The sequence below is a fragment of the Erwinia sp. ErVv1 genome (assembly GCF_900068895.1).
Taxonomy (GTDB): domain Bacteria; phylum Pseudomonadota; class Gammaproteobacteria; order Enterobacterales; family Enterobacteriaceae; genus Erwinia.
Genome location: NZ_CDPK01000002.1, coordinates 178,573 through 194,851 on the forward strand (window position 1 = coordinate 178,573; position 16,279 = coordinate 194,851).

General features: G+C 54.3%; 15 protein-coding genes and 4 pseudogenes. 8 read left to right on the top strand and 11 right to left on the bottom strand.

Annotated features, from left to right (window positions below; translation table 11 throughout):
• Positions 1-64: 64 nt before the first annotated feature.
• Positions 65-1,507, bottom strand: a complete 1,443-nt coding sequence (gene pyk / locus A1830_RS02300; RefSeq protein ID WP_067701157.1) for a pyruvate kinase — start codon at positions 1,505-1,507, stop codon at positions 65-67.
• 111 nt (positions 1,508-1,618) lie between these two features.
• The gene (locus A1830_RS02305) at positions 1,619-2,479 is read right to left on the bottom strand and encodes a MurR/RpiR family transcriptional regulator (RefSeq protein WP_067701161.1); all 861 of its coding nucleotides are present in this window, start codon (positions 2,477-2,479) and stop codon (positions 1,619-1,621) included.
• A gap of 382 nt (positions 2,480-2,861) precedes the next feature.
• On the opposite strand from A1830_RS02305, the gene zwf reads away from it, so the two are divergent.
• Positions 2,862-4,337: a glucose-6-phosphate dehydrogenase gene (gene zwf / locus A1830_RS02310; protein ID WP_067701163.1), complete on the top strand. Its 1,476-nt coding sequence runs from the start codon at positions 2,862-2,864 to the stop codon at positions 4,335-4,337.
• Between the two features lie 129 nt (positions 4,338-4,466).
• Here zwf and purT read toward each other — a convergent pair whose 3' ends face one another.
• Complete coding sequence (gene purT / locus A1830_RS02315; protein WP_067702194.1) at positions 4,467-5,645, bottom strand: formate-dependent phosphoribosylglycinamide formyltransferase; 1,179 nt, start codon at positions 5,643-5,645, stop codon at positions 4,467-4,469.
• A 138-nt stretch (positions 5,646-5,783) separates the two neighbouring features.
• Here purT and A1830_RS02320 point away from each other — a divergent pair, with 138 nt between their 5' ends.
• A complete protein-coding gene (locus A1830_RS02320; protein ID WP_067701166.1) occupies positions 5,784-6,209 on the top strand; it encodes a YebG family protein in 426 nt (141 codons plus the stop codon).
• 134 nt (positions 6,210-6,343) lie between these two features.
• Here A1830_RS02320 and A1830_RS02325 read toward each other — a convergent pair whose 3' ends face one another.
• Positions 6,344-7,171: a sugar phosphate isomerase/epimerase family protein gene (locus A1830_RS02325; protein ID WP_067701169.1), complete on the bottom strand. Its 828-nt coding sequence runs from the start codon at positions 7,169-7,171 to the stop codon at positions 6,344-6,346.
• A gap of 220 nt (positions 7,172-7,391) precedes the next feature.
• On the opposite strand from A1830_RS02325, the gene A1830_RS02330 reads away from it, so the two are divergent.
• Positions 7,392-9,458, top strand: a complete 2,067-nt coding sequence (locus A1830_RS02330; RefSeq protein ID WP_067701172.1) for a prolyl oligopeptidase family serine peptidase — start codon at positions 7,392-7,394, stop codon at positions 9,456-9,458.
• Here the strand turns inward: A1830_RS02330 and exoX are convergent.
• The 3 genes from exoX to A1830_RS02345 all read right to left on the bottom strand — a co-directional run bounded on the left by exoX (position 9,455) and on the right by A1830_RS02345 (position 11,203).
• The gene (gene exoX, locus A1830_RS02335; protein ID WP_067701175.1) at positions 9,455-10,117 is read right to left on the bottom strand and encodes an exodeoxyribonuclease X; all 663 of its coding nucleotides are present in this window, start codon (positions 10,115-10,117) and stop codon (positions 9,455-9,457) included. The genes A1830_RS02330 and exoX overlap by 4 nt on opposite strands.
• A gap of 27 nt (positions 10,118-10,144) precedes the next feature.
• Positions 10,145-10,888: a carbon-nitrogen hydrolase family protein gene (locus A1830_RS02340; protein ID WP_067701178.1), complete on the bottom strand. Its 744-nt coding sequence runs from the start codon at positions 10,886-10,888 to the stop codon at positions 10,145-10,147.
• A gap of 84 nt (positions 10,889-10,972) precedes the next feature.
• Positions 10,973-11,203 carry a DNA polymerase III subunit theta gene (locus A1830_RS02345; RefSeq protein WP_067701181.1) on the bottom strand — a complete coding sequence of 77 codons (231 nt, stop codon included), beginning with the start codon at positions 11,201-11,203 and terminating at the stop codon, positions 10,973-10,975.
• 157 nt (positions 11,204-11,360) lie between these two features.
• On the opposite strand from A1830_RS02345, the gene yobA reads away from it, so the two are divergent.
• From yobA to A1830_RS02360, 3 genes are read left to right on the top strand one after another with little or no spacing between them, the layout of a single operon-like run.
• Complete coding sequence (yobA, locus tag A1830_RS02350; RefSeq protein ID WP_067701184.1) at positions 11,361-11,729, top strand: CopC domain-containing protein YobA; 369 nt, start codon at positions 11,361-11,363, stop codon at positions 11,727-11,729.
• 1 nt (position 11,730) lies between these two features.
• Positions 11,731-12,606: a copper homeostasis membrane protein CopD gene (gene copD, locus A1830_RS02355; RefSeq protein WP_067701187.1), complete on the top strand. Its 876-nt coding sequence runs from the start codon at positions 11,731-11,733 to the stop codon at positions 12,604-12,606.
• A 56-nt stretch (positions 12,607-12,662) separates the two neighbouring features.
• Positions 12,663-13,001: a YebY family protein gene (locus A1830_RS02360; RefSeq protein WP_067701190.1), complete on the top strand. Its 339-nt coding sequence runs from the start codon at positions 12,663-12,665 to the stop codon at positions 12,999-13,001.
• Between the two features lie 427 nt (positions 13,002-13,428).
• Here the strand turns inward: A1830_RS02360 and A1830_RS23840 are convergent.
• The 3 pseudogenes from A1830_RS23840 to A1830_RS21045 all read right to left on the bottom strand — a co-directional run.
• Positions 13,429-13,548: pseudogene (locus A1830_RS23840) on the bottom strand (integrase); the annotation flags it as partial.
• 175 nt (positions 13,549-13,723) lie between these two features.
• A pseudogene (locus A1830_RS02365) lies at positions 13,724-14,246 on the bottom strand (transposase); the annotation flags it as partial.
• A gap of 74 nt (positions 14,247-14,320) precedes the next feature.
• Positions 14,321-14,542: pseudogene (locus tag A1830_RS21045) on the bottom strand (DUF2931 family protein); the annotation flags it as partial.
• A gap of 158 nt (positions 14,543-14,700) precedes the next feature.
• On the opposite strand from A1830_RS21045, the gene A1830_RS02370 reads away from it, so the two are divergent.
• Entirely contained in the window at positions 14,701-15,189 is a 489-nt protein-coding gene (locus A1830_RS02370) for an Hcp family type VI secretion system effector (RefSeq protein ID WP_067701193.1), read from the top strand.
• A gap of 247 nt (positions 15,190-15,436) precedes the next feature.
• On the opposite strand, the gene A1830_RS02375 is transcribed toward A1830_RS02370, so the two are convergent.
• Positions 15,437-15,955 (bottom strand): DUF2778 domain-containing protein, encoded by a 519-nt coding sequence (locus A1830_RS02375; protein WP_067701196.1) that lies wholly within the window; start codon positions 15,953-15,955, stop codon positions 15,437-15,439.
• Between the two features lie 238 nt (positions 15,956-16,193).
• On the opposite strand from A1830_RS02375, the pseudogene A1830_RS22460 reads away from it, so the two are divergent.
• Positions 16,194-16,277 (top strand): annotated as a pseudogene (locus tag A1830_RS22460) (IS6 family transposase); the annotation flags it as partial.
• Positions 16,278-16,279 lie beyond the last annotated feature (2 nt).

A 16,279-nucleotide genomic window follows, 5' to 3' on the forward strand; every position in this document is an offset into this window, starting at 1 on the left:
GCCCTTAATCGTCTCCAGCGCCGTGCGGGTTAAAGCTGCACGACATCGCCTGGCTATCGCGCCGCTACTCCACGCGCAGCACACGGCTGGTATTGGTGGTACCGGTCGTGCTCATCACGTCGCCCTGGGTAATAATCACCAGATCCCCGGACATCAGAAAGCCCTTATCGCGCAGCAGGTCGGTGGCGTCATGCGCTGCGGCGACGCCATCCTTGTCACTGTCGAAAAACACCGGCGTCACGCCGCGATACAGTGCGGTCAGATTCAGCGTGCGTTCATGGCGGGACATGGCGAATATCGGCAGGCCGGAGGTAATGCGTGAGGTCATCAGCGCGGTACGCCCCGACTCGGTCATGGTGATAATGGCCGTAACGCCCTGGAGATGGTTAGCGGCATACATCGCCGACATGGCGATGGCTTCTTCGATATTATCAAACTGCACGTCGAGCCGGTGTTTGGACACGTTGATGCTGGGGATCTTTTCCGCCCCCAGGCAAACTTTTGCCATTGCGGAGACGGTTTCCGCCGGATACTGTCCGGCAGCCGTTTCGGCGGAGAGCATCACCGCATCGGTGCCATCAAGCACGGCGTTGGCCACATCCATTACCTCTGCGCGGGTCGGCATCGGGTTGGTGATCATCGACTCCATCATCTGGGTGGCGGTAATTACCGAGCGGTTAAGCTGACGGGCGCGGCGGATCAGGGCTTTCTGGATACCGACCAGCTCGGGATCGCCGATCTCTACCCCTAAATCGCCACGGGCAACCATCACCACGTCTGAAGCCAGAATGATATCGTCCATCGCCTCCTGGCTGGCAACGGCTTCGGCACGCTCCACTTTGGAGACGATTTTTGCATCACAACCGGCATCACGCGCCAGGCGGCGGGCATAGTTGAGGTCTTCACCACAGCGCGGGAAGGAGACGGCCAGGTAGTCACAGCCGATTTTGGCCGCGGTCAGGATGTCCGCTTTGTCTTTTTCGGTGAGGGCTTCCGCTGACAGGCCGCCGCCCAGCTTATTGATCCCCTTGTTGTTGGAGAGGGGGCCGCCCACCGTGACTTCGGTAAAGACCTTCATGCCCTGGACCTCGCGCACTTTAAGCTGCACGCGGCCGTCGTCCAGTAGCAGAATATCCCCCGGCACGACGTCGGCGGGCAGACCTTTATAGTCGATACCCACCTTCTCGCTGTCGCCTTCACCTTTCCCCAGGCTGGCGTCGAGCAGGAAGCGATCGCCAATGCTCAGGAACACCTTGCCCTCTTTGAAGGTGGAGACGCGAATTTTTGGCCCCTGCAGGTCGCCGAGGATCGCCACATGACGCCCCAGCTTCGCGGCGATTTCACGCACTTTATTCGCCCGGAGAAGATGATCTTCAGCCGTACCATGCGAGAAGTTCAGACGGACAACGTTGGCACCCGCGGCGATGACTTTTTCGAGGTTATTATCGCGATCGGTAGCGGGACCCAGCGTGGTAACGATCTTGGTTCTTCTGAGACGTCTTGACATGTATAACTCCATTGACGTTATAAGGGGGTGTTGCAGCAGCAACCCCGGTAAAGGTGAGCGCTTGTTATCGGGCGGGCCACGGATGATTAACCTCTGTGCCTCTTCGGGCGGTTAACCCGGCGTGAGCGGCTCTTTTTCAAAACGTGACTCTTTTAGCGCCGACTTTACCCGCTTGAGGTTATCACGAAAACTGGCTCCCCGACGCAGCGTAAACCCCGTCGCCAGCACGTCCACCACCGTGAGCTGTGCCAGCCTGGAGACCATCGGCATATAGATGTCGGTGTCCTCCGGCACGTCCAGCGTCAGTGCCAGCGTGGCTGCCAGCGCTAAGGGCGACCCCGGCGAGGTAATAGCCAGCGCGGTAGCATCATTTTCCCGCGCAAGCTGCGCCAGTTCGACTAAATTTTTAGTACGCCCGGTGTGCGAGATAAGCACAATCACGTCGCCTTCCGCACTGTTAATGCAGCACATGCGCTGCATCACAATATCATCGGAATAGATCACCGGTACATTGAAGCGGAAAAATTTATTCATGGCATCGTGAGCCACGGCGGCGGACGCGCCAAGACCAAAAAAGGCGATCTTTTTCGACTGCGTAAGCAGGTCGACGGCGCGATTGACGGCCACGGCGTCCAGGCTGTTTTTCGCTCTGTCGAGACCGGCCATGGCCGATTCAAAAATCTTTTGCAGATACGCTCCGGCGCTATCATGTTCTTCGACATGCCGGCTGACATAGGGGGTACCGTTCGCCAGGCTTTGCGCCAGTACCAGTTTGAAGTCGGGAAAGCCTTTGGTACCCATTCTGTGACAAAAGCGGTTCACGGTCGGTTCACTTACCGCCGCCTCGCGGGCCAGCAGGGCAATACTGACATGGATGGCCGATTCCGGGGCGGCCAGAATCACCTCCGCGACCTTACGTTCGGATTTGCTCAGGTGGAGCAGGGTGACCTGAATTTTTTCCAGCATATTCATGGCGTGCTTCGCTCATCTTTTCTGACGATTTCATTCAAAGGAGAAATCGATGTCAATTTGTAGAGAATATACAATGGGCTAAACAGGCAGCGGCAGCATTGAGACGGCAATCGCAGTTTATTTTGTCAGAGTTTGAGCTACATCGTATTTTTAGCGCGGACAACAGACACAAAACCGTTGAAAAGAACGAATGAACTAACCGACCTGAGGGCGGTATCGTCGATATAATCGGCTTAAATGGCATACTCTGTGCTGTTACAGAGCGGTCAGGTTTACGTGGACCGGCCAAAAGCAGTACATTGTATTGAAAGAGAATGATAATAAGAGCCTGGATGTTTATGGAATCAGCAGGTCAGGCTCGTCCTGCAACGAGGAGATTATAATGGCGGTTACACAAACGGCTCAGGCATGCGATCTGGTTATTTTCGGTGCCAAAGGCGATCTCGCGCGCCGGAAACTATTGCCTTCCCTGTATCAGCTGGAAAAAGCCGGCCAGATCCACGAGGAGTCGCGCATTATTGGCGTGGGTCGCGCTGACTGGGATAAGGCCGCTTATACCAAGGTGGTTCGCGAAGCGCTTGAAACCTTCATGAAGGAGAAGATTGACGAGGCGCTGTGGGACAAGCTCAGCAATCGTCTGGACTTCTGCAACCTCGACGTTAATGACTCTTCGCATTTTCCTAAACTGGGTAAAATGCTCGACCAGAAAAACCGCGTCACCATCAACTACTTCGCCATGCCGCCAAGTACCTTTGGGGCGATTTGTAAAGGCCTGGGCACCGCGAAGCTCAACGCCCAGCCCGCTCGCGTGGTAATGGAAAAACCGCTGGGGACGTCGCTGGACACCTCACGCGAAATTAACGACCAGGTTGGCGAATATTTCGAGGAAAACCAGGTGTTCCGTATTGACCACTACCTGGGCAAAGAGACGGTTTTAAACCTGCTGGCGCTGCGCTTTGCCAACTCGCTGTTCGCGTCTAACTGGGACAACCGCACCATCGATCACGTGCAGATCACCGTGGCGGAGGAAGTGGGAATAGAAGGGCGCTGGGGCTATTTCGACAAAGCTGGCCAGATGCGGGATATGATCCAGAACCACCTGTTACAGGTTCTGACGATGATTGCCATGTCGCCGCCGGCCGATCTCTCGGCTGACCGCATTCGTGACGAGAAAGTGAAAGTTCTGCGCTCGCTGCGCCGCATCGATCATACTAACGTGCGCGAGAAAACCGTGCGGGGCCAGTATACCTCCGGCTTTGTGCAGGGCAAAAAAGTGCCTGGCTACCTGGAAGAAGAGGATGCTAACAAATCCAGCAGCACCGAAACCTTCGTTTCTATCCGCGTGGATATTGACGACTGGCGCTGGGCAGGCGTGCCTTTCTACCTGCGTACCGGTAAGCGTCTGCCGACCAAGTGCTCCGAAGTGGTGGTCTATTTTAAAAACCCCGCGCTGAACCTGTTCAAGGAGTCCTGGCAGGAGCTGCCGCAGAACAAGCTGACCATCCGTTTGCAGCCCGATGAGGGCGTGGATATTCAGATCCTCAACAAGGTGCCAGGGCTTGATCATAAGCATAACCTGCAAACTACCAAGCTGGACCTGAGCTTCTCGGAAACCTTTAACCAGTCGCACCTGGCAGATGCCTATGAGCGGCTGTTACTGGAAACCATGCGGGGTATTCAGGCGCTGTTCGTGCGCCGTGATGAGGTGGAAGAGGCCTGGAAGTGGGTAGATTCCATCATGGACGCATGGGCAGCCGATAAAGAAGCACCTAAGCCGTATCAGGCAGGAACCTGGGGGCCCGTTGCTTCTGTCGCGATGATCACCCGCGACGGACGCTCCTGGAACGAGTTCGAGTAGCGCCTCTTCGCGCAGCGTCATGGCACGCTGCGCGAGTTTTACGGGGCAGGCCCTTTATGGGGGCTATCCGACTGGCTCCACCAACGGCTATCAGGGACTGCCCTGCGCCGCCGGAATCTGTTTGATGTATCAGCCGCTAACCTTAATGCCTGCCGCACAGGCGACAGCGCGCTGAACGGCATCGTCGCAATCCTGACCCGTCGCCAGCGCGACGCCCAGCCTGCGCTTACCCTGAATCTCAGGCTTACCGAACAGGCGGATCTGCAAACCGGCCCCCAGTACCGCGCCGAGATTTGCAAACCGCACATTATCGCTCTCCAGCTCCCGAAGGATCACCGCAGAGGCCGCGCAGCCATACTGGCGGATCCCGCCAATCGGCAGGCCGAGGAAGGCGCGAACGTGCAGGGCGAATTCGGAGAGATCCTGAGAAATCAACGTCACCATGCCGGTATCGTGTGGCCGCGGTGACACTTCGCTGAATACCACCTCATCGCCGCACACAAACAGCTCCACGCCAAACAGGCCGTGGCCGCCAAGGGCGCTAACCACTTTTTCGGCTATCTGCTGCGCGCGCTGCAAGGCCAGATCGCTCATCTGCTGCGGCTGCCAGGACTCACGGTAGTCGCCGTCTTCCTGACGGTGGCCAATGGGGGCGCAAAAATGGATGCCGTCAACCGCGCTCACGGTCAAAAGGGTGATTTCAAAATCGAACTTAACCACGCCCTCCACGATGACGCGTCCGGCACCCGCCCGTCCACCCTGTTGAGCATACTGCCAGGCAGCGCTCAATTGTGAGGCATCGCGGATAAAACTCTGACCTTTACCCGATGAGCTCATTACCGGCTTAATGATGCACGGGAAGCCAACTTCATCGGCGGCCTGCAAAAAAGCGGCTTCACTGTCGGCAAAACGATAGGAAGAGGTGGGTAAGCTGAGCTCTTCCGCAGCCAGACGACGAATACCTTCACGATTCATCGTCAGACGCGCCGCGCGGGCGGTTGGCACCACATGCTGACCCTGTTTCTCCAGCTCAACCAGCATATCCGTGGCGATGGCTTCAATTTCCGGCACGATATAGTCAGGGCGCTCCAGCGCAACGAGTGATTTTAGCGCCTCGCCGTCCAGCATATTGATCACATGGCTGCGATGGGCCACGTGCATTGCGGGCGCATCGGCATAGCGATCGACGGCAATCACCTCGACGCCAAGACGCTGGCATTCCAGCGCGACTTCCTTACCCAGTTCACCTGATCCTAACAGCATTACGCGGGTTGCGGCAGGGCGCAGCGCGGTTCCGAGAGTGGTCATAGTTGCTACCTGATTGGAGGAAAAAAACGCGCGCAGTATAAACGAAAACGTTTGCGTATTCATCTGCTTTTCCGGGCTTGAGCTAAAAATAGCCTGCTGCTATACTGTATAAAAATACAGTTAAATGAGGTGAGCGGAATGGCTGTTGAGATAAAATACGTTGTCGTTAGAAAAGGTGAGGAAAAGATGACATTCGCCAGTAAAAAAGACGCGGACGCCTACGATAAAATGCTTGATATGGCTGAAGTCTTCAGCGACTGGCTGAGTGAAGGGCCGGTGGCGCTTGATGAGCAGCAGCGTGAAGCCTTTGGCCTGTTCCTGGCAGAGAACAAGGATGCCGTACAGCATATTGTGAAGACCAGCAAAATGCCGGAAGGGGCAAAAACAGAGGCGAATCACGCTTCTGCCCGCGCAGAGGCTGATAGCGCTGACCCTGTTGAAGTGAGTGAGCAGCAGCCTACAGACGTGCAGGCATCCGCGGATGAATTGGATGAAGAAACCGCTGAGGGTGCATCCGCTAACGCGAGCAAACGTAAGTCTGCCCGTACGCCAAAAGCGGCATAACGGTCAGTCGCCCCAGCGGCAGGCCGGGGCGAATAATCATACGAGGTCGTGCGGCGAACCAACCGGCATCGGAAGGGGTTTGCAGCCGTTATGCTACCCTAAGCGGTTACGCGACCCGCCGGGCTGAGCGGGTTTTACTGGCCCCGCTGGGCAATACAGCGTTTCAGGGCGTGCATCGCCTCTTTCGCAACTTCATCAGGAGCCTGCTGGTGGTAGCTGTCGTTAAAGACCTCCAGTCCAAGCGGGCCTGCATAACCCTGAGTTTCCAGGTAGTCCAGCAGCGTGTAGAGCGGGAAATTTCCCTGGCCAGGCAGCAGTCGGCTGTGGCGGGCGGTATCTATCAGCTGGTCCTGCCCGGGTAGGGTGCTAAGATCTGAAAGCTGGACGAGGAAAATCTTTTCCATCGGGATCCCCGCAAGATCGGCAATGGTACGGTTGCGGGCAAAGATATGAAACGCATCGACGACCAGCCCGAGGTTGGGCGCATTGATTCGCTGCACCATCTGCCATGCCTGAACGGTGGTATTGATATGCGTGCTCCACGCCATCGCTTCAAACGCCACGCGCAGCCCACGTTTATCTGCCTCCTTCACCAGCCAGCGCAGGTCATCTTCTTCCCGATGGGCCACGCAGGCATGATGCGTAGATGCCGGGGTGAGTAGCGTGGTTGCGCCCAGGCTGACGGCCGTATCCAGCATCTCAAGGGCCAGCCTGCGCTTATCTTCACGCTCGCCATCCGGCGCACCGTCAAAATCCAGCAGCACCTGGTAATCCGTCAGAGAAAGTTTTTGTTCCCGGGTAAACGTCCCTACGTCCTGTGCATTGCCTTTCGCGTTTTCCACGTCCTGACGCCAAAGCTCAACCTGCTGAAAGCCAGCTTTAGACGCAGCAATCAGCTTCTCTTCAGGCGTGCCACCCAGCAAAACAGTGTTGATAAACAGTGGGTTATTACTAAAGCGCATATCTGCTCCCTTTTAAAAATGTGCAGTAAAATCTGCGGGCCGTCGTCAGGCCTCGCATCTGCCTGATATCGCCCTGGCGAGGGTCTGAGGTTGCTGGCAGAGTAATGAGTATAGTCATCGCTTCAGAACGTGCTTCAGATCACACTTTATCGTTACCTGGCATTCATCGCAGCAACATGCCACCCTTAGTGCATATGTTTTAGTGAGCGGAACAGATGTGATGAAAACACCACCGATAGCCAGAAAAAAACCTTTCGAGATGACGCTGCATGGCGATACGCGAACAGATAATTATTACTGGCTGCGCGATGACCAGCGTGACGATCCCGACGTGCTGGACTATCTTCATGCCGAAAATGATTACGGCAGGGCGGTGATGCAGTCGCAGCAGGCGCTTCAGGACCGGCTGTTAAAAGAAATTGTCGATCGCATTCCACAGCGCGATCGCTCGGTGCCCTATATCAAAAATGGCTACCGCTACCAGCGCCGCTATGAAGAGGGGAATGAGTACGCTATCTATACCCGCCAGCCTGAAAATACTGATGCGCCCGACGTATGGCAGACGTTGATAGACGGTAACCAGCGCGCCGCACGCAGTGAATTTTACACGCTGGGCGGGCTGGGTATTTCTCCGGACAACACCATTATGGCGCTGGCTGAAGACTTTCTTTCCCGCCGCCAGTACGGCATCCGCTTCTGCAATCTGGAAACGGGGCACTGGTACGATGAAGTGCTGGAAAATGTGTCATCAAGCTTTGTCTGGGCCAACGACAGCACGACGCTTTACTATGTCCTGAAGGACAAGCAAACCCTGCTGCCCTGGCAGGTATGGCGACACAGGCTGGGCACCCCGCAGCAGGAAGATGAGCTGGTGTATGAAGAGAAGGATGACACGTTTTACGTCAGCGTGCATAAGACCACCTCCGAGCACTTTATCCTTATTGCGCTGAACAGCAGTACCACCAGTGAAATTCTGCTGCTGGATGCCGAATATGCGGACACCGCACCCCAGGTGTTCAGCCCGCGCCGCAAAGATCACGAATATACCCTCGACCATTATCAGCATCACTTCTATGTGCGGTCGAATCGTGAAGGAAAAAACTTCGGGCTCTACCGCACCGATCACTTCCGTGAAAATAGCTGGGAAACGCTGATCCCCGCACGCGAACACATTGTGCTGGAGGATTTCAGCCTGTTTCGCGACTGGCTGGTGGTGGAAGAGCGGCAGCGCGGCCTAACCAGCCTGCGGCAGATCGACAGGAAAAGCGGCGAGTCCTTTGGTATCGCCTATGACGATCCGGCCTATGTGACCTGGCTGGCCTACAACCCCAACCCCGAGACTAACAGACTGCGCTACGGCTACTCCTCGATGACCACGCCAGACACCCTGTTTGAGATGGACATGGACAGCGGCGAGCGTCGGGTGCTTAAGCAGGCTGAAGTGAAAGGGTTCGATGCCAGCCACTATAAAAGCGAGCACCAGTGGATCAAGGGGCGCGACGGCGTGGAGGTGCCGGTTTCGCTGGTCTACCACCGGGAGCATTTCCGTCCCGGTAAAAACCCGATGCTGGTTTATGGCTATGGTTCCTACGGCAGCAGTATGGATGCCGACTTTAGCGCCAGCCGCCTGAGCCTGCTCGATCGCGGCTTTGTGTTTGTACTGGCGCATGTTCGCGGCGGCGGCGAATTGGGGCAGCAGTGGTATGACGATGGCCGGCTACTGAATAAGTTGAATACCTTCCACGACTTTATTGATGTCACCAACGCGCTGGTGGATCGCGGCTATGGCGATCCACAAAAGCTCTATGCCATGGGCGGTAGCGCGGGTGGCCTGCTGATGGGGGCCGTTATCAATATGGTGCCGGACCGTTTCCACGGCGTTGTGGCGCAGGTCCCTTTTGTCGATGTCGTCACCACCATGCTGGACGAGTCCATTCCGCTCACCACCGGTGAATATGACGAGTGGGGCAACCCAGCGGAGGAGCAGTACTATCGCTACATATCTCAGTACAGCCCCTACGACTGCGTTAGCCGTCAGGCCTATCCGCATATGCTGGTGACCACCGGTCTGCACGACTCACAGGTTCAGTACTGGGAGCCTGCTAAATGGGTGGCGAAGCTGCGCGAGCTGAAAACGGATGACAACCTGCTGCTGCTGTGCACGGATATGGATGCCGGACACGGCGGGAAATCAGGCAGGTTCAAATCTTATGAAGGGGTGGCAATGGAGTATGCCTTTATCATTGCGCTGGCGCAGGAGACGCTCAGCGCGGGTAATGCACACTAGTCTGCTGACAACGCCCGTTCCATCGCACCGCGAAGGTCGGGCTTCAGGTCGGGGATGTTTTTCAGCATCCATTTAAGATAGCCGGGGTCGCGCTTTGCCACCTCGTCGATTTTACTGCCGCGATATTTGCCAAAAGGGAAGGTGCTGCTCGAGCCGCGAACGTTCATCCGGCGAACCAGTTCCGCCTCATCCCAGCCGGAAAAATCCATGATGCGGACCAGCAGTGCCGCCGTTACATAGCAGTCATACAGCGCCCGGTGGGCATGCAGGCCCGGCGGCGTCTCCACCTCCAGCTGCAACGATTCGCGCAGTGCCTGATTACCATACTTACGCCCCGGCCACAGGCCGCGTGCCAGCGTCATAGTGCAAATCCATTCTCCGTGCATCTCCGGCAGCATTCTGCGGTCAAAGCTGGCGTTATGCGCTACGTAAAACGCGCTGCCGTGATAGCGGCTGATAACCTGCTCAATGGGTGGTTTATCGGCAACCATCGCTTCCGTAATGCGATGAATCGCCATCGCCTGGCGGCCGATGGGGCGATCCGGACAGACCAAATCGCTCATGGGATTGATAATGGTTCCACCCACCACATCCACGGAGGCTATTTCAACAATCCCGCCCTGCAATCCACAGGTTTCAGTATCTATTACGCGCAGCATAATGCGTCCCTTTTGAAAATCTGACCGTTAGCCTACAGAATGCACTTCGCCTTGCCAATCTTTACCCTGTCTGCGGGCAATGACCAGCTCTTCGCCGCTGCCCCCCAGCACAATCTGTTGTCCGGCTTCATCCCACAGCGCACTCTGACCGGCGCTCTGGTAGCCACCCGTGGGCAGGGCGTGGTTAGCCATTAAGACCGCCATTTTGTATTCGCGCGACCAGCGGGCAAGAAAGTCACAGTCCTTCTGGTAGCCCTGCTTAGAGACCAGCACCCCGGTGGCATATAAATTTGCCCCGCGCTGTGCCGCCTCGCGGGCGAAGGCCTCCACGCTGATGTCGGCGCAGATTGCCATCGCCACCTGATGCCGGGGATAACCGAACAGGGGGATGCTCTCACCGATCTGAAATATCTGCTTCTCATCGCCAAACAGATTGCGCTTACCGTAGGCGATGCGTGTTCCTTCCGGTAAAAAAGTGATGGCGGCAAGCAGCGTACGGTTTTCGTCCCTGAGCGGCAGGCCGACGATAATCGTCATGTGGTATTGGCTGGCCGCATCGGCAAAAACCTGCAGGCGGGGATCGTCCAGCGACATCGCCAGGGTTGCTGCCAGCGCTAACTCGTAGCCAGTGAGAGAGAGTTCAGGGAAGATCAGGACGTCGACGTTAAGTCGGGCGGCCTGATGTATAAATTCAAGATGGCGCGAAATGTTCCACTCGGTTTGACCGGGACGCGATCCTGACTGTGCAGCGGCAATACTCCACACGGACATAGGCTTTCCTGCTGGGGCTGTGATGAAGCGCTATATCAACCGAAGCGACCGGGAAAAACAAGCGGGGAAGCCATAAATTTAACGCTATTTTAGTTTGGGTTCATAGGGCAGACGGGAAAGGCTGAGCGATGCCTGCCGGTACTGCACCAGTCGCTGACGAAACCAGTCACGCAGCGCTTCTGGCTGTTCGCGCTCAACCATTTCAGCAATGACCGGCATATTATACCGCTCTTTAAAGGCCACACCTGCGGCGGCAAGGTCCACGTTAACCTTATCTTTCTCTTCCTGGGACACTTCAGCCAGATTGTATTTCATGGGGATCTCCTGATATCCGCGCCAAAAGTAAAGCAGTTGCGCGACTTTCGCAAGCCTCACGGCGGGAATCGCCCTTATCGGCTCGACACCTTATTTTAAGCGGAGTATTCTTTCGGCCTTAACGCAGCCAACAGGTTGCCAGGCAAAGGATAATAGGATGATGATGCGTAAGTTCTCAATGGTTTTTACGCTGGCACTCGCGGCCGCGTGCTCGCAGCAGGCTTCTGCTCATGCCCACCTGAAAAGCCAGTATCCGGCAGCGAACGCCAACGTGGAGGCTTCTCCGCAGGCCCTGACGCTGACCTTCTCTGAGGATATCGAACCCGCCTTTAGCGGCGTAGACGTGCTCAATGCCAGCCAGCAGGCCGTGCCGCTGGAAAAGGCCGAACGCGCGCCAAAACAGCACAACCAGCTGATTGTCCCCCTGAAGCAGCCACTGCCAGGCGGCCAGTACCAGGTCAACTGGCACGTGCTGTCGGTTGACGGGCACAAAACCAATGGGAACTACACCTTTAGCGTGAAGTAATATGTCTGTCAGCCTGTGCTGGGTGCTGTGCCGCTGGCTGCACTTTATGGCGCTGCTCACGCTAACCGGCGCCAGCGCCTTTACTGTCTTCCTGGCGCCCGCCCAATTCAGGGCGCATATGTCGGTGCGACTCTCTCCACTGCTTAAGTCAGGCGCTATCGCCTCGCTGCTAACGGCGGTGCTACTGCTGGTGATTCAAACCGGCATGATGGGCAACGGCTGGCCAGACGTGAGCAATGTCGACGTCTGGCGCCTGGTGCTGCAAACCCGCTTTGGCGTGGCCTGGCAGTGGCAGCTTATCGCCGGCGTGGTCGGTGTCGCAGCGCTGGGGCTAAAGGGCAGGGGGCAACAGTGCCTGCTGCTGCTAAGTGGTATTGGACAGCTTGCCGGTCTGGCATTTACTGGCCACGCCGCCATGCTGGACGGCGCGCTCGGGTTTTTACAGCGCAGTAATCACGCCGTGCATTTGATTTCCGCTGCCTTCTGGGCGGGCGGGCTGCTGCCGGTTCTGCTGCTGATGGTGGATGTGCGACAGCCCGCCCGCAATGACGCGATCCATACGCTGATGCGCTTCTCACGCTATGGGCATCTTGCCGTGGCGCTGGTGCTGCTGAGTGGGGTGGTTAACGCGTGGCTGCTGCTCGGCTGGCCGCCGGGCCATTTTCAACTCTACAGCCGGCTGCTGCTGATAAAAATTGCGCTGGTGGGGCTAATGTGCGGCATCGCGCTGTTTAATCGCTACTGGCTGGTCCCAAGCTTCAAGCACAGCGGGGAGCAGGGCCAGCGCCGGTTTATACAGGCGACGCTGGCTGAACTGCTGCTGGCGGCCATTGTGCTTCTGCTGGTAAGCCTGTTTGCCACGCTTGAACCCGCCTGATTATCATTTTCTACCGTCTGCGCGGCAGACGTTTTCTTAAGAGGAATTGAACCACCATGAAGAAGTTAGCCAGTCTGATGATTGCGTTAAGTTTTTGTTCCAGTGCGATGGCGGCAGAGATTATTACCGTCAGTCGTTTCCAGGTCGGCAAAGACAAATGGATGTTCGATCGTGAAGAAGTGATGCTGACCTGCACCAAGGGCAACGCGCTGTTCGCCATCAACCCCAGCACGCTGATGCAGTATCCGCTCAATGACAAAGCCGAGGCGCTGGTAAAAAGTGGCAGCGCTAAGGGCCAGCCGATTAGCGTTATCCAGATTGACGACCCGCAGCATCCGGGCCAGAAGAAAAGCCTGCAGCCGATTATCGATCGCGCCCAGAAGCTCTGTGATTAAATACGAGTAAAAGCTTCGTGACGAAATAGCGCGTTGTAACAGCTATTTAGAAATCTGTATAACGCACTCAGACGGCGCTGGTATCGGGTTTTCACTTTATGCCAGCACGTTAACTGTTTTTCCCGCCCCTTTTTCAGATCCATTCGCAATTGTTCCGTTACGATCACAAAGCGAACATCTTCTTTATGCTCGGTTTACAACTGGCTGGATTATCCCCGCACCTGTACTACCTTTTAAAGTGCAAGGCGACATAGCCTGCATTAATGCCAACTTTTAGCGCAAGGCTCCGTTAAAAGAGCCATTTCCCTGGACCGAAGACAGGAATCGTCTTCGGTCTTTTTTTGTTTGGGTTTTAAAAACAGTGACTTACATTAAAATCAATCATTTATAGCGCACCCTGTTGTACCTTATTGCACCCTCCAGGAACCTATGTAGACAATTTGTAGTCACTTTTTTTGGAGATTCTCGCTAGCGGATTGTTAGTTACGGCCTCTTCCAGATGATGAGGCGCGAAGTGCGCATAACGCATGGTTACGCGGATGTCGGAGGGCACTGTTGCAAAGTTCACGATGAGGTGGCCTTTTGTATTATTGAAAGACCTTACGTTTCAAAGACCCGGCTCACCAGACGCATCTCGCCCAGGGGAGCACCATAATAAAATGTTGAGGCCTGACCTCTACGAGTGCACGTATAACCTCAATACCTTTGATTGTGGCGTANACCAGACGCATCTCGCCCAGGGGAGCACCATAATAAAATGTTGAGGCCTGACCTCTACGAGTGCACGTATAACCTCAATACCTTTGATTGTGGCGTAAGCCGTCTTCATGGATTTAAATCCCAGCGTGGCGCTGATTATTCTTTTCAGTTTCCCGCGATCGCATTCAATCACGTTATTCCGGTACTTAATCTGTCGGTGTTTAACGTCAGGCGGACACCGGCCTTCACGTTTAAGCAGAGCGAGGGCCCGGTAAAGATAAGCCCAGCGACCATTGACCTTCATGTACGTTTTATCAATGTGCCACGGGTTGAGATCGGAAGGGTTACGCCAGTACCAGCGCAGTCGTTTTTCCATTTCAGGCGCATAACGCTGAACCCAGCGGTAAATAGTGGAGTGATCGACATTCACACCACGCTTAGCCAGCATCTCCTGCAGCTGAGGGTAGCTGATGCCGTATTTGCAATACCAGCTTACCCCCACAGAATGATGTCACGCTGAAAATGCCAGCCTTTGAATGGGTTCATGCGCTGCTCCGTCAGCAAAAGGTGGCCATAATTTTATTACCTCCAGATTTTTGCAACAGTGCCCAATAGGTTGCTTACCAACTACCGTAAGGATATTTTTTCCCTTTGATAAAATCCTCGGTATCTTTTCCGTACTCATAGCTGTTAGAAAACCGCATTATTCCTTTGCAAATATCTAATTTATCCCCTGATAAGGTTTTCAGGACTGACGGGGTGACGCGGTAATTAGACTCAGAACCACTTCCCTGTGACCAGACGGCCACTTTCCCCTCCGGAGCCAGACCAATCTGCACTCGGAGTTTAAGGTCCAATCATGTAAAAAACCACGCTAGTGAATTAAATTAATGATATATAAGAATTTCCTTTTGTTTTGACGGTTTGATTGATCTAAGCCAACGTCAGGTTCACTTAATCAGAACAAAATACGATATTTATCAAACAAAAGGATATATAGATGCCAATCCCTGCTAATATGTGGCTCAAGGACGACGGCGGTGCAGACATTAAAGGCTCTGTTGATGTTCAGGATCGTGAAGGCAGCATTGAAATTATCGGTTTATCACACGGTTTAACGCTGCCAGTTGATGCTGCGAGCGGTAAAATCACCGGTACCCGCCAGCATTCATCTATGATGCTTGAAAAAGAAATTGATAGTTCTTCTCCATATCTCAATCGTGCAGCTGCTACAGGGCAGGCGCTGCAAAGCGCTGAAATCCGTTTTTATAAAATCAATGATGCGGGGCAAGAGGTTTGCTATTACATCATACTTCTGGAAAACGTTAAGGTAACGAGTGTAAACACCTCTATTCCTAACACGAAGCTATCCAGTTCACAGCTAAACCATGTAGAACACGTCAGCCTCAATTACGAAAAAATCACCCGGCACTACGTAGACGGTAACGTGAAATTTGCCGATGCGTGGAACGAGCGAAAAACTGTTTGAAAAAACATGCAGCTATCGGCGTATTTTTCTGATTATTCGAATTGTGGCTATGTAGCCGACCATGGCGAATGCTAGCGAGCAAATAACCCAAGCCAGGACCCATAAATCATCAAAGTTTTCCTGGCTTACATTCCCATCCATCCACTCTGCAAAATGTTGTGTAGTTTCGAGGCTGATAAACTTAGCAGGATCTATTAATCTCGCACCGATGTAGCACAACAGCACAAACCAAACCAGATAGGCAATTCTACGAGCAAATGTTATAGCCATTACTGACAACCTCGATCATGCCGTAGGCCATAAGGTCTTTCATGCATGGGACATGAATCTGCGGGGTATTGATCAGGGCATTGCGGAGTGTGCGGAAATCAGCGTTACTAACAAGTGTTATACAGCCGTCTGATAAAACGCCCGGATGTAGCCTGAAATGCTCGCGTTTGACTCCTTCTATCCATGTAGAATCATCAATACTCCAGTCATTGGGGTAAAGCGCGAACCATTCTGAACGGGCAAACTCCGCGCCGCTATGGTATTTGTTGTAAGTGTCTTTAAAAAAAGCAATTATTTTCGAAACGGGGCCACCGCTGCCTCGTCCTAGGATCCAATATCGCCCCTCGGGGATTGGACCATCTCCCGGATGTTTCCCACAACCGCCTCGATTTTTATAAGCACCATTACCGGAGAATGCCATGAATGTACCTACGCCGGGAAAAGATAATGGCGCTATATCTGCTCCGTTGAGTAAAAAATTTCCATTTAAAGTCACTGAAGTTCCTTGATATTTTTTATATTCGCCTATAGTAGTGCCAACTACGATTCAATAGATTGAGCTACAGCAAGGAATTTTTCATTATTCTGCTTGCTCGAAAGAGCCTTATGGCAGAAGAACAGACCTTTTTTTCAGCCGAAAATACGTGGCGCGGGATATACCCGTTTTCTCTGGCACTGTTGCAAAAATTTGGAGGTAATAAAATTATGGCCACCTTTTGCTTACGGAGCAGCGCATGAATCTATTCAAAGGCCGGCATTTTCAGCGTGACATCATTCTGTGGGCGGTACGCTGGTACTGCAAATACGTCATCAGCTACCT

Excerpts from the sequence above, each read along its gene's own strand:
- A1830_RS02340 (WP_067701178.1), bottom strand. The coding sequence starts at position 10,888 with ATGTCCGTGTGGAGTATTGCCGCTGCACAGTCAGGATCGCGTCCCGGT.
- yobA (WP_067701184.1), top strand. The coding sequence starts at position 11,361 with ATGATGATGCGTAAGTTCTCAATGGTTTTTACGCTGGCACTCGCGGCC.
- A1830_RS02325 (WP_067701169.1), bottom strand. The coding sequence starts at position 7,171 with ATGCGCTTTAGTAATAACCCACTGTTTATCAACACTGTTTTGCTGGGT.
- A1830_RS02320 (WP_067701166.1), top strand. The coding sequence starts at position 5,784 with ATGGCTGTTGAGATAAAATACGTTGTCGTTAGAAAAGGTGAGGAAAAG.
- zwf (WP_067701163.1), top strand. The coding sequence starts at position 2,862 with ATGGCGGTTACACAAACGGCTCAGGCATGCGATCTGGTTATTTTCGGT.
- A1830_RS02360 (WP_067701190.1), top strand. The coding sequence starts at position 12,663 with ATGAAGAAGTTAGCCAGTCTGATGATTGCGTTAAGTTTTTGTTCCAGT.
- exoX (WP_067701175.1), bottom strand. The coding sequence starts at position 10,117 with ATGCTGCGCGTAATAGATACTGAAACCTGTGGATTGCAGGGCGGGATT.
- copD (WP_067701187.1), top strand. The coding sequence starts at position 11,731 with ATGTCTGTCAGCCTGTGCTGGGTGCTGTGCCGCTGGCTGCACTTTATG.
- A1830_RS02305 (WP_067701161.1), bottom strand. The coding sequence starts at position 2,479 with ATGAATATGCTGGAAAAAATTCAGGTCACCCTGCTCCACCTGAGCAAA.
- purT (WP_067702194.1), bottom strand. The coding sequence starts at position 5,645 with ATGACCACTCTCGGAACCGCGCTGCGCCCTGCCGCAACCCGCGTAATG.
- A1830_RS02330 (WP_067701172.1), top strand. The coding sequence starts at position 7,392 with ATGAAAACACCACCGATAGCCAGAAAAAAACCTTTCGAGATGACGCTG.
- pyk (WP_067701157.1), bottom strand. The coding sequence starts at position 1,507 with ATGTCAAGACGTCTCAGAAGAACCAAGATCGTTACCACGCTGGGTCCC.
- A1830_RS02370 (WP_067701193.1), top strand. The coding sequence starts at position 14,701 with ATGCCAATCCCTGCTAATATGTGGCTCAAGGACGACGGCGGTGCAGAC.
- A1830_RS02345 (WP_067701181.1), bottom strand. The coding sequence starts at position 11,203 with ATGAAATACAATCTGGCTGAAGTGTCCCAGGAAGAGAAAGATAAGGTT.